Below are 11,906 nucleotides of genomic sequence, written 5' to 3'. Positions count from 1 at the left end.
TGGTAAGGGGGAAACGGTGTCCTGTGTTTCAAGGGGCTCGTTCACCCGGTGCATAGTGGCCGTTGCTGTCGATGCGGTCGAGAGAACACCTCAGCTCTTCATCATCACAGTTGCGATCCAGTTGCATGGGAATACCCGTGAGTGCGCAAAGGCCTTCCTGCATCTGGTAAAGATCTTCGATATAGAGGCGCAGCGCTTCTTCGCCGACAAAGCCAAAGTCCTTGTTCTTGATTCGTTGCAGCGTTTCCTGGCCATTGGAGTTCTGGGTTGTGATCCACGCCGTACGGGCCATGCGATAGGCCGCAACCTGCAGATCGCTGAATGACTCCACTGGAGAAGCTGGCTTCTTGCTGGCTTTCTCTTTCCAGCGGGTACTTGCGTGCCAGGGGCTGAGATCGACGCCCTGTACCAGTGCGAGGGCATACGCTGCGTAGTCTGTTGAGAGTTGCTGCAGGGTTGCTTCTGTCGAGAGGAAGTCTCTGGCCTTGGGATGCAGGCTGTTCCAGTCGAGACGATGGCCTTTCTTGCTGGTTTTTGACCAGGGCTTGCACGGCTTGTGACAGACATATACGGGCTTCGGCGTCTGGCCTGTCGGGTCCGAGCTGAGCTCAAAGGTTGCTGGCTCCGCTAGCGACTCTGTCCACCACAGCTCACCTTTCTCGCGATGAACCCAGATATCGCCAGTGGTTTCGGCAATGGTGGTCATCAGATTGAACCAGCGCGATGCCACTGCCTTCGTCGGCACAGTGCCACGATGACTTCTTTCGTGCTCCATGCAAGCGCTGATAAAGCCTTCTCGGTCCCCTGCCAGCCATGAGTCATGTGTCTCGACAGAGTTCATGGTGGCAACGGTCGAGCGCTCAAGGCAATTGGGCCACTCGTAGTTTTCGCGACCGAAGTTGGCGATGAATACCCGTTTCATGGGGCTCCTTTACATGACCAGAGTGGGCGGGGTTACTTACACAAGCTCGAATTTATGGGTGCAACAGCACTTTGTGATTTTGCCTACCCGAGTGACTCGTCGAAGTAGTCGCTGTCGAGTTTCGGCACCTTGTAGAGCTGGGAACTGACACCTACTTCATGATCCAGCATCAAGTTGACCAGACGTTTGCCGTCGACCAGCACTAGTCCTTCCACCGAACGGGCGAAGTCCACTGCCTGGGCGGTGAATCCGGCGGTGGTGATGAATACGCCGCGTTTGGCCTTCTGGCCCGCCAGGGCGCCGTAGAAGGCCTGCAGGTCGGGTCGGCCGACCGTACTCTGCCAGCGCTTGGCTTGCACATAGACTTTTTCCAGGCCCAGGGCATCCAGCGAGATTACGCCGTCGATGCCGCCATCGCCGCTGCCGCCGACCTGCTGCAGAGCCTGACGGTTGGCGCCGTAGCCGAGGCGGTGCAGCACATCGAGCACGATATGTTCGAAGCGCGTGGGGCTGGCCTGCAGCAGGTTGTCTAGCAAGTCGCCGGCGACACTGGCGCGTAGCTCGAAGATCGCCTGATCCAGGCGCTCCTGCGGGCTGCTGGTGGCCAGATTGGCCGGTGTCGGTGTGTCGTCGCTTTCGTCCAGTGAGGCAGCATCCGGCGCCGCTTTCAGCTTCACGCTCATGAAGTTCACCGCCAGGTACTCGACCTGCCCAGCGTTGAGCGGCGCCGGATTGCTTTGGGCGAAGGCGAGACCGGCTTCGGTCAGCCTCCAGTAACCGCGCTTGGCGCTGCTGGAATAGCCGGCACGCTTGAGGCGGTCGTGTGCCCAGCCTGCACGGTTCTTGTAGGTCGCCTGACCGCTGGCGATGGTTTCCTCGCGCTGGGCGTGGCTCAAACCAAGCGCAAGAGCAGCACCCTCCTGGGTCTCTGCCGCTGTCGCGCCATCCGCGTGAGCGGCAAGAAAACGCAGGACTGGCTCGATGAACTGGTCGTAGGTCGGTACGGACATTGGCTCTATATCCTTCGGATGAACGTGATTAGCCTACAGGTGCGGTATGAGAGCGTTTAGGCCCAGCGGCGTGTGCTCGGCGATAGGAACACCGGATGCATGACGCTCTGGAAATCTGGAATAGGCATAGGGCCTCCTTGCAATCATCGAGCTAGAGCAGTTGGCAATGGTCCGCTGCTGGGCTGGCGGGAAAAACGTTGGGTATCGTCGTGCAGTCGCTCAAGCACTTCGGTCGATCCAGCGAGGAGCAGGCCTTCCTCAGCCTCGGCGCGTAATGCATCCAGCCAGGGCGAGTGTCCGGAGAAGTGCGGCCATAGCTCATGGTCGGCCTCCAGCGGGTGGGGACGGCAGCGATCCAGCCAGGACGGAATCAGGCCCTGGTGATGGCTCAGTTGATACAGGGCAGAGGCCTCCAGCTGTGAGCGCTGGAAGATGGCGCCGTGGTAGTGGGCAATAGCCAGAACCTGCAGCAGATGTATCAGGCTTGGGTAGTGCTCGAAATGACCACCTTCGGTCAGGTGGAAGAAACGGCTGCAGGCGGAAAGATCATCGCCCAGTTGCTCCAATATCAGGGCGTAGTAGCCCTCAGTGTCAGGGCCGATTTCGTGAGTGTCCGGGGTAATCAGATAGAGCCGAAACTCGATACCCTCTGCCACATGGCCGTGCTGCATAAACCACTGATGCAGTTCAGTCGGCGCCTTGTAACTGAAAATCTTCTGGTGGGCGGCATTGCTCGTACCGCTCAGCCAGCACGGCTCCAGGGCGAAATGCTGGTTGATCCAATCGAGATGCGCTTGTTGCAATACCAGCTTGAGCTGATCGGGGTTGGACCACTGGTACGCCGTTAGCTGCAGCGAGGCCGGCAGCAGTGCATTGATCTCGGTGCAAGCCACGCCGTGGGCTTCAAAGGTCGCCAGCACGCGTGCGGCCTGCCGGCGGGCCGGATTGCGTCGATCACTGATCCAGCCGAACAGGCGTTGCAGCAGTTCAATCCAATCCTTGGGGTTCATGGGGCTGCTCCTTCAGCGAGTCGATGGTGTGCTCAGGCTGAAGCCTTTCTGCCGCGCTTGGCCTTGGGTGCGGCCGCGCGTTGGGCCTGGATGCGTTCCAGCAGCACGCTGGCCGGTTCGTCGTTCGGGTCCTGGGGTACCAGTTCGCCACGGAAGGCTTTGGCCAGGATGCTTTGGGTCAGATGGTCGATACGGGTCTGGGCCGCTGCGACCTTGGCTTCCAGTTGCTCGGCAAAGGCGAAGAGTTGTTCGACGCGCACGACGATTTCGGTTTGCTCCTCTAGGCAGGGCAGTGCAAATGCCAGATCTCGAATGTTGGAGAGGTTCAACCCAGGTTTTCCACCGCCATAGGCGAGTTCTGTCAGCTTCTTTCGACCAGAGCCAACATCCTTTAGATAAAGCTCTACAAATGGTGCTAGTTCAGGGCGTTGAAGTCTGACCAAGGCAACGTGCTGGCTGACATACGCCTCTGAGAGTGCCTGTTTGACTCGTGCAACTTTGCCTACATTGGCGCCGGTAATTGTGATGAGGATGTCCTGTGGTTGAACGCGAGTTCTCTTCCCCTCACTCGACTCGGGCAGCCTTACAAAAGCAGTATCCGACGTGTCTAGCTCGTCAGTGTTGATGTCTTGGGAGCGAATAAATATTGCCCCATTACTGGCGTAGTATTCAGCCCAGCCACGTGAGCCACTAGTTACCAGTGCGCTGACCTCTGCTAGCTCAATGGCTTTCCAACTGGCTTGAGGCTCATCAATGCCGTGCGCTGTGCGCCAACCCTCTGTCAACCGCCCGGAAACTGCTGCGGCGAGGACGGATTGACGGAAGCGTTTGAGCAGGGCGGGAATGGCGTCGATGCGGGTTTTGAGAGTGTCGACCTGGGCCAGCAGTTCATCGAGCTTTTGGGCGATGCGGGTTTGCTCGGCGAGCGGTGGCAGCGGAAGCATCAAAGCCTCCAGCTTTTCCGAATCAACACTCTGCACAGTAGTGCCTGCTTTGCTGCACCGAGTGAGGATTACGCTGCCGAAGCCTTTTAGTAGGTGAAAGGAATACTTGGGGTTGATTCCCTCGATTGGGCGGAGGACTTTTATGTCCTGATTAACCGTCAAGGCTGTACCAGCCATTGAAACCGGGAAGGTGTGCTGAAGGATTCCGCTGCGAGTGACCATCAGCACGGAGTTAGCTGGATAGAGCGTCATCCCTGCTTGATCGACTGCCTCGTTTGAAATCTTGTCTTCTGAGTCTGACAGCAGGTCTCTTTTCATATCCTTTGGAGAAACCCAGGGCACATCAGGACTGGACCAGAACTTGGGGGTTGCCTTTGAGGGGGTCTTGCCCCCGGACAGTCCGCCAATGTCCTTTAGCGCAAAATGCGTCCAGCCAGCCGGCAACTCACTCATCCCCAACCTCCTGAGCCACCGCCAACCCCATCACCTCCGCCAGCATCCGTTTCTGCTGCTCGGCCTCATCCCCGGCGCCCAACGACTGCATCAACTGGTCTAGTTCACGCAGCGCCTCGGTCAGCTCGGCCATGGCCTCACCGGCCAGCACCTCGGGCGCCGGCAGCTCGCTAGCATCCAGGCTGTCGGCATCCTTGAGCCAGCTGATATCCAGCGAGTCGCCGCGTTCGCGGATTTGCTCGCGGGTGAAGACACGGAAGCGGCTTTGCTCGGCGATGCCCTCGACATTCTCGGCGCGTGGGCTGGTGCCGTTGGCATCGGTGCCGTAGGCGTCCTCGAAGGCTTTGAGGTGCTGGGCGCCGAAGGGCCTGCGTTTGCCGAAGCTGGGCATGTTGCTCCGCAGGTCATAGATCCAGACGCGCTGGGTGCAGCCTTCCTCCTGGCGCGGGTTGGCCTGTGTGCCTTTCTGGAAGAACAGCACGTTGGTCTTCACGCCCTGGGCATAGAAGATCCCGGTGGGCAGACGCAGGATGGTGTGCAGGTTGCACTTGTCCATCAGGTCGCGGCGCACGTCGGTGCCGACGCCGGCCTCGAATAGCACATTGTCCGGCAATACGACCGCCGCGCGGCCGCCGGGCTTGAGGCCACGGTAGATGTGCTGGAGGAAGGCCAGCTGCTTGTTGCTGGTCTTGTAGGTGAGGTCGTCGCGGGTTGGGCCCCCACCGCCCTTGGCGGTGCCGAACGGCGGGTTGGAGAGGATCACGTCGACTTTGGGCAGGCTGGCACCGGGCTGACCGAGGGCGTTGCCCAGGTGCACCACGCCTTCTTCATCGCCTTCCATGCCATGCAACAGGGTGTTCATCAACGCCAGGCGGCGGGTGCTGGGCACCAGTTCGATGCCAACAAAGGCCTTGTTGCGCTGGAAGGCCTGGGCCTTGGCGTCGAGGTCGTAGTGATCATCGGTGTGGCGTTTGATATAGGCGTCGGCGGCAATCAAAAAGCCTGCGGTGCCAGCGGCCGGGTCTTGGATGGTTTCACCGGGCTGCGGCTTGAGGCAGTTGATAATGCTGTCAATCAGCGGGCGCGGGGTGAAGTACTGGCCAGCACCGGATTTGGTTTCGCTGGCGTTCTTCTCCAGCAGGCCTTCGTAGAGGTCGCCGAGGCCATCCTGGCGGGCGCTGAACCAGTCGATGCCGTCCAGGCTTTTGATCAGTTGCTCTAGGTGGCGCGGCTCTTTCAGGCGCGTTTGTGCATCGGCATAGATGGCGGCGATCAGCGGGTCGGCGTTCTGGCCCAGGTCGAGCAGTGTTTGTTTGTAGTGGGTCAGCAGGTTAAGGCCGGATCTACCCGCCAGATCCGGCCAGCGCGCCCCCTCGGGCAGCTTGTGGGCGAAGCTGTCGTTGTTCTGGACCTGTTCATATTCCATTTTGATAAACAGCAGCAAGACCAGTTCGGTGACATAGTCGCTGTAGTTGATGCCGTCGTCGCGCAGCACGTCGCAGAGGTTCCAGAGCTTCTGGACGATGTCGGAGTTGGTCATGCTGGGGTCTCAAATGATTTATAGGGTCGTGAGCCGAATAGGGGGTGTTATTCGGCTCATCAAGTAGGCGGTGTGATGATGCTCAGGCAGCTGATGTCGTCATCGGTGGGTGGTGCGGGCAGGTTGCCGTCGCGTAGAAAACTCTGTTGTTCCTGGGGGCTAAGGCCCGCCCAAAAGCCATCAGTAGCCAGCAGCCAATGCTGGTTTGGCTCAAGAGGCCAGTGGTTTATCTCGGGATTGCTCGCTCGCCTGGCGCTGAAGCAGCGAGTCAGGCGGTGGCGTGATGGGGCTTGCGCAATTTCTGCGTGAATGAGGTTGCCTTGCCAGTTGGCGGCACAGTGCGCGCTACTCAGCCAGTCAATCTTGCCGCTTTGCCCGATCAGTCCAAGGCAGCAGTCGCCTTCGTGGATGCTGAACGCGGCATCGGCGAGCAGGCATAGCATCAGGTAGCTGCAGGCCGCATGTGGGTGTGGGTCACGCAGTGCCTGATGGCTGCTGGCGATTATCTGCAGTAGCGCTTCGGCCAGTTGCTCTGGGTTCAGATCAGTTGCGGGCAAGAGACTGAAATCAAGCGTGAGCTTTGCAATCAGGGCCTTGGCCAATTCTCCGCTGCAAGGGTGGCTGCTGCTGCCATCGGCGATCAGGTAGAGGCTGGCATGTGCCTGATTGATATGGGCGGAGGCATCCCGGTTGTCGGGCGTGACGGTGCCGGCCTGGGTGTGCCATTGCAGGATTGCGTGCATTCAGGCAGCTACCTGGGCGAGATGACGCAAGCGCTGCCAGATGATCTGCTCACGTTCGTGATCGCCACGTGCAGCGTCCTGCACTAAGTAGCCGAAGTCGTTACTGCTTAGCAGCGCGGTGAGTTTATCTGCCAGGTAGGTGCGTAGTTCGGGTGCGGCAGCGTCGACTTCCTGCAGCAGTTCTTCGCGGCCGTTAACCAGGTTGAGAATGTCCTCAAGGTCTTGGCTACCTAGCGGGTTCTGCGCGCCACGCCCGGCGTAGGCCTCCAGTTTACTGCCGAGAAAGTAGGGTGGGGTGAATAGGCGAATACGACAACCGCTGGGTAACACGTGCCACTGTGCGTTGGCCAGGCCGTCCTTGAACCAGCGGTTATTACAGCCCAGCAGATCAGCGGTTTCGGCATCTTCGGGCATGAAGTCGACCTTCAACTCACCGAGGCGCAGGCGACAGATGACGTCATCCTGCTGTGATTGCTTGAAGCCTTTTTGTTGCAGTTGCTCGACCAGCTTTTGCCATTGGGCGTAGCCGGTGAGATGAACAACCAAATCGACATCGTCGGTGTAACGCACTTCTTCGCGGCTGAATTCATCAGTCAACAGCAGGGCTGTGGTGCAGCCGCCGACGAATGCGACCTCTTGGCAAAGGTCTTGTCCGAGCGCCTGGGCGACCACTTCGAGCATTTGAATATTGTGTGTGTGGCTCATGCTTGCAGAACCTTCTCACGCAGGATTTCGTTGGCGAGATTGGCCTCCCTGGCATTACCCAAGCGAATTGCATCTATCAAGGCCAGATATTCATACAGGCGAGGGTCTTTCTTGACCGCTCCGGGCACTGTTTTGAATAGAGGGGTGATGGATTGCCCCTTGCGATTGCCGTAAGCGTCTGGCCAAACATGGATAAGGTCACCACCGCTCATGAGCTTGTCCTGCAGCACGGGCGCGGAAAAGCTGGTGGGAATACCTCGGACAATTTCTGCTGGTTTGACTGGAAATACATAGCGCAAGCCGTACTCGATAAAGCCCAATAGTGCTTTGCTGTTGACCCGAGGCAGCTGGGTGTTTGGGTCTACCCGCAATAGCCCGATCTGCTGGCAGCGCTTTAGCGCTGAGGCAATTTCGGTTTTGCTGATACCGAGTGATGCTTGCAGTGCGCGAACGGAGTAGCTGTCGTGGTGGACGGGAGGATCTTGCTCTGAATGATCTTCCCAGCCTTGCCATTGGTCGGCTGCGTAGATGTCGCTGAGTTTAATTAGCTCTGCAGTTTCGCTGTCGAGCCTTTGCTGCAGGCGCTCACGCTGCTCAAGGCAGATCAACTTGATCAGCAACAGAACGTCTTGACTCTTCATTGCGGCCTCGGCTAGCGACTGTCCTTTGTCCTAGGACTGAGGACAGTTTAAGCGTTCATGTACAGCAGCTGTCAATCACTCAGCTAACCGCTTGCCACAGGTTCTCGTTCAGGGCTTCTAGCACCCGATCCAGGTTGCCGCCCAGGTTGCGATCCAGGGCTTTGAGGCCGCCGTCGTTACGGAAGGCATCGTTGACCTGCTGCGGGTCGATGACCACTTCATGCACCAGTTGCTTGGCCAGGCGATCCAGCCATTTGCGTTGTACGGGCGTCCAAGGTTGCTGGGTGTAGATGGTTTGCATCGCCTTGGCCACGCGTTGGTCGAAGGGCAGCAGGGCTTCGCCGATGGCAGCCTGGCGAATGTAGCCAATGATGCTGGCGGCGATTTCCTGGTTGGTCTGGTTGCGCCAAGCGCTTTTCAGGCTGGCTTCGCTGAAACCGTGCTGGTCGAGCAGCAGGCGGACTTCTCGCAGTTGCTCGCGGGTCAGATCCTTGGGGCGGTTGACCACCACGCCAAGGGCGGCGGACTGGTTGAGTTGGTTGCGAATAAAGTCGTTGAAGCTTTCCAGGTAGTCGGCTGGCTTCTGGTTTTGCCCGTAGTTCTGCTCACGCACCAGCAGTTCATCGCTGTGGGTGGAAATAACCGGGTAGTTCTCCGAGCCGAGCAGGGCGCTGACGGCGGCGAGCTGGTTGATCAGCTGGCTGTGCTGGCGGACGAAGTTGGCCGCTTGCTGCGGGCCAAGGTCGTGCAGGTGTTTATGTAATTGGGCCGGCTCAACGCCCCACACGTCTTGCAGCTCATCGAGCTTTTTCTTCAGCGTGGGTTTGTCCTCGGCCTTGTGCTGGGCCTTGCGCAGGATACGCATCACGCGCTGGCTCAGCTGGTCGAGCACGTCATGGGCGTGGCTGTTGTCGTCCTGGCTGCCGGGTGCGTCATGGCTGGCTCCGCTGGTGAGTTCGCTGACCAGTTGCTCCAGGCTGATGTTGGGGTTCTTCACCAGGGGCTTCATGGTGTCGACTGCTTCCAAGCTGGCGTATAGACCAACGGGGTCGTAGATACGGAATACGGTTTTGCCGATGTCGTCGCAGCGGCGGGTGGCACGGCCCTTCATCTGCTCGTAGAGGATGCGCGAGCGCACCCGGCGCATAAACACCAGGTTGCAGATTTTCGGCACGTCGATACCGGTGGTGAGCAGGTCGACGGTGATGGCGATATTGGGGTTGGGCTCGTTCTTATAGCGGCGAATCAGTTGCTCAACCTTGTCACTCTGGCCGGTGATGATGCGCACGCTGGCTTCGTTGTACTGCTCGCTGTAGGCCGCCTTGAAGGCTTCGTCGAGGAGGTTTTTCACCCGCTCTGCATGGGCCTGATTGACGCAGAAGATCATGGTCTTCTCTTCGCCAAACGGGTCCAGCTCCTTGGCCAGTTCGTCGCAGATGACCTTGTCGAAGGCCGGGGTGATGACTCGGCGGTTGAAGGACTCGATGTTGAAGGTGAGTTCGTCCTCCAGCTCCGCCACGTCGACTTCACCAGTCTGGGTGTTGATGACGTTTACTGACTCGCCTTTCTCAAAGCGAATACCGTTCTGGCTTAGCTGGGTTTCGTAGCGGATCGGGGGCTCGTGATCCACAAGCCAGTCATCGGCCACGGCCTCGCGGTAGCTGTAGGTGAAGACCGGTTTGCCGAAGATTTCACTGGTGTGCTTGGCCGGGGTGGCGGTAAGGCCGATGCGGCAGGCGTCGAAGTGGTCGAGCACACGACGGTATTGCGAGAGGTACTGGCTGTGATCGCGCACGGCCAGCTCGCCTTCGGTCATTTCCTGGTCGAGGGTGTAACCGCGGTGGGCTTCGTCAACGATGATGCAGTCGAACTCGCCCACGGGCGGTGGGTTATCCGAGCGGAAGATGCGGCTAACCATGGCTTGTACGGTGGCGACCTGGATGCGGGTTTCTGCCTCGGCGGCCATATCGCCCAGTTCTTTGATGTCGTAGATCTGCGCCAGGGTGTGGTTCTGCTCAAGCGTGGTGTCGTTGAACGAGTCGATGGCTTGCTGGCCGAGGGCGCTGCGGTCAACCAGAAACAGAATGCGCTTGAAGCGTTCGGCCTTCAGGAATCGGTACATCAGGCCAATGATGGTGCGGGTTTTACCGGTGCCGGTGGCCATGGCCAGTAGGCAGTCACGCTGATTGTTGGCCAGGGCCTGCTCTACGGCCTGGATGGCTTTCTCCTGGTAGTCGCGCAGCTTGAGGTAGGAGAAGCCTTCGGCTTTGAGCTTGGCCTCGGCGTCTGCCTGGCTGCGTTTGAGCAGGTCGAGCAGGTCATTCGGGGTGTGGAAGTCAGGCAGCGGCCTGCGCGTGTTGGCCGGGCTGCGCAGGTCACGGAACCAGGTGCCGGACTGTTCGGCGAGCTGCTTGATAAAGGGCCGGCCGTTGCAGGCGAAGGCAAAGGGCACGTGGAAGTGACGACCCTGGCCATCATTCCAGGGCTGAGCTTGGCCAGCCAGCAGCCAGGGCTGCTGATGCTCGGGCGCCAAGTTGAATTCACGGGCATAGCGCTCGGCCTGGGGGATGCGGTCGGCGATGTTGATACGCTTGCGCTTGGCCTCAACGATGGCGATTGGCGTGAGGCCAGCGAATAGTACGTAGTCGGCGCAAGCCTTGGCGCTGCTGGTGGGCCATTCGGCGATGGCCTTGTTCTTACCCTTCTCGGGGCGTGCGCCTTTGCTGTAGGTGAGGTCGAGTGAGTCGGCTTCCCAGCCGGCTTCGATCAGTTGCTGATCGATCAAGATGCGGGTGAGGTCTTCGCTCAGGTCAAAGCTGCTGGTGGCGTGCATGGTACAGTGCATGACCTGCTGCGCAGCCTGTGGCTGAGTTAATAGCTGGAGCTGCAGGGCTTTGATGCGTTGCTCGTGCTCACTGCGTAGCTTGCGCAGCGCAGCTTCGTGCTCAGCCGCCAGCTGCTTATGGCTGCGCGATTCGGCGTCCATTTGTTCGGCGAGTACGGCGTATTCCTCGGCTTCACGCTTATGCAGCTCTGCCAGCTGTTGGTTGCTTTCCAACTGCTGTGTGGATTCGTTCAATTGCGCCTTGAGTTGTTCGATCTGGCTCTGAAGGTCGCGTAGCGGAGCGCTGGGATCGCTCGGGGTGACGAAGGGGCCGGGTTTGAAGGTATGGGCATGCTTGCCGAAGGATTGGTGATACCAGATGGCCAAAGCTCGGGCCACCTTCAACCCATCCATGGCCTCGCGGTGCTGGGTGCGGAACTCGTGGGTGGCTCGGTTGCCTTCTACGCGCAGGGTATGAAATAGGCTGCGGATGTTCTGATCCAGTTGGATCTCGCGGCTGAGCTTGTAGAGCAGGTCGGACTGAGTGGTGGTTGCATCGAACTCGATACCGGCGCGGCTAGCCAGATCCTGGGCCAATGCCTCGCCCAACTGGCGCAGTTTTATCAGAGTGGTATTGGGGTCGGCTGCGAAGACCTGCTCGGCGGTGCTGGCCAGTTGCAAGAACAGTGGGTCGTGTTCCTGGAGAAAGTCGAAGTTACTGCTGGCTGCCATGGTCGATCCTTCGGTTGCGTTCCACTCTTTACGCCAAGCTTGGTTGTGCTAGGCATAAGTCAGGGCAGCTTAACCAAGGCCGGCAGAGTTTGACCATGGCATAGAGCCACTTAGTGGCCAAGTCTTCCTATGCGCACGTTTACAGCTTTGATCGTGTGAGCTTGTCGGGTGGCCATTTTTCCTGCTCCCAAAGCGTGCTGTTGTACCAGCACTGTACTGAATTTGTACCTTTGGACTATAGGGCTGGTCTAGCTGAATCTCTTGCGGACATGAAAAAGCCGCGCATTGCGCGGCTTTGAAGGTGGTGGGCCCACACGGACTCGAACCGTGGACCAAAGGATTATGAGTCCTCTGCTCTAACCGACTGAGCTATAGGCCCCCA

General features: G+C 59.0%; 9 protein-coding genes and 1 tRNA gene. All 10 read right to left on the bottom strand.

The features are described 5' to 3' along the window. Positions 1-28: 28 nt before the first annotated feature. Complete coding sequence (locus P3W75_RS23030; protein ID WP_276229626.1) at positions 29-922, bottom strand: hypothetical protein; 894 nt, start codon at positions 920-922, stop codon at positions 29-31. Between the two features lie 83 nt (positions 923-1,005). Then, positions 1,006-1,932 carry a restriction endonuclease gene (locus P3W75_RS23025; RefSeq protein ID WP_276229625.1) on the bottom strand — a complete coding sequence of 309 codons (927 nt, stop codon included), beginning with the start codon at positions 1,930-1,932 and terminating at the stop codon, positions 1,006-1,008. Positions 1,933-2,075: 143 nt separating this feature from the next. Further along, complete coding sequence (locus P3W75_RS23020; protein WP_276229624.1) at positions 2,076-2,942, bottom strand: hypothetical protein; 867 nt, start codon at positions 2,940-2,942, stop codon at positions 2,076-2,078. A 32-nt stretch (positions 2,943-2,974) separates the two neighbouring features. After that, on the bottom strand, positions 2,975-4,339 hold the full coding sequence (locus P3W75_RS23015) for a restriction endonuclease subunit S (RefSeq protein WP_276229623.1): 1,365 nt from the start codon (positions 4,337-4,339) through the stop codon (positions 2,975-2,977). Continuing rightward, positions 4,332-5,879: an HsdM family class I SAM-dependent methyltransferase gene (locus tag P3W75_RS23010; protein ID WP_276229622.1), complete on the bottom strand. Its 1,548-nt coding sequence runs from the start codon at positions 5,877-5,879 to the stop codon at positions 4,332-4,334. Before P3W75_RS23010 ends, P3W75_RS23015 begins: the two co-directional genes overlap by 8 nt. A gap of 59 nt (positions 5,880-5,938) precedes the next feature. Then, positions 5,939-6,622: a PP2C family protein-serine/threonine phosphatase gene (locus tag P3W75_RS23005; protein ID WP_276229621.1), complete on the bottom strand. Its 684-nt coding sequence runs from the start codon at positions 6,620-6,622 to the stop codon at positions 5,939-5,941. Next, positions 6,623-7,327 carry a hypothetical protein gene (locus tag P3W75_RS23000; protein WP_276229620.1) on the bottom strand — a complete coding sequence of 235 codons (705 nt, stop codon included), beginning with the start codon at positions 7,325-7,327 and terminating at the stop codon, positions 6,623-6,625. Next, positions 7,324-7,968: a hypothetical protein gene (locus P3W75_RS22995; RefSeq protein WP_276229619.1), complete on the bottom strand. Its 645-nt coding sequence runs from the start codon at positions 7,966-7,968 to the stop codon at positions 7,324-7,326. The genes P3W75_RS23000 and P3W75_RS22995 overlap by 4 nt, the downstream gene beginning before the upstream one ends. A gap of 79 nt (positions 7,969-8,047) precedes the next feature. Next, positions 8,048-11,524, bottom strand: coding sequence for a type I restriction-modification system endonuclease (hsdR, locus tag P3W75_RS22990; protein WP_276229618.1), 3,477 nt, complete (start codon positions 11,522-11,524; stop codon positions 8,048-8,050). Between the two features lie 302 nt (positions 11,525-11,826). After that, positions 11,827-11,903: transfer RNA gene (locus tag P3W75_RS22985), tRNA-Ile, on the bottom strand. Positions 11,904-11,906: the final 3 nt, after the last annotated feature.

This window comes from Pseudomonas citronellolis, from assembly GCF_029335315.1.
Taxonomy (GTDB): domain Bacteria; phylum Pseudomonadota; class Gammaproteobacteria; order Pseudomonadales; family Pseudomonadaceae; genus Pseudomonas; species Pseudomonas citronellolis_A.
The sequence above is the reverse complement of the archived record's forward strand: the minus strand, read 5'-3'. Positions and strand labels throughout refer to the sequence as shown.

Bases quoted from the DNA above. Each gene is read 5' to 3' on its own strand.
- P3W75_RS23030 (WP_276229626.1), bottom strand. From the start codon at position 922: ATGAAACGGGTATTCATCGCCAACTTCGGTCGCGAAAACTACGAGTGG.
- P3W75_RS23025 (WP_276229625.1), bottom strand. From the start codon at position 1,932: ATGTCCGTACCGACCTACGACCAGTTCATCGAGCCAGTCCTGCGTTTT.
- P3W75_RS23020 (WP_276229624.1), bottom strand. From the start codon at position 2,942: ATGAACCCCAAGGATTGGATTGAACTGCTGCAACGCCTGTTCGGCTGG.
- P3W75_RS23015 (WP_276229623.1), bottom strand. From the start codon at position 4,339: ATGAGTGAGTTGCCGGCTGGCTGGACGCATTTTGCGCTAAAGGACATT.
- P3W75_RS23010 (WP_276229622.1), bottom strand. From the start codon at position 5,879: ATGACCAACTCCGACATCGTCCAGAAGCTCTGGAACCTCTGCGACGTG.
- P3W75_RS23005 (WP_276229621.1), bottom strand. From the start codon at position 6,622: ATGCACGCAATCCTGCAATGGCACACCCAGGCCGGCACCGTCACGCCC.
- P3W75_RS23000 (WP_276229620.1), bottom strand. From the start codon at position 7,327: ATGAGCCACACACACAATATTCAAATGCTCGAAGTGGTCGCCCAGGCG.
- P3W75_RS22995 (WP_276229619.1), bottom strand. From the start codon at position 7,968: ATGAAGAGTCAAGACGTTCTGTTGCTGATCAAGTTGATCTGCCTTGAG.
- hsdR (WP_276229618.1), bottom strand. From the start codon at position 11,524: ATGGCAGCCAGCAGTAACTTCGACTTTCTCCAGGAACACGACCCACTG.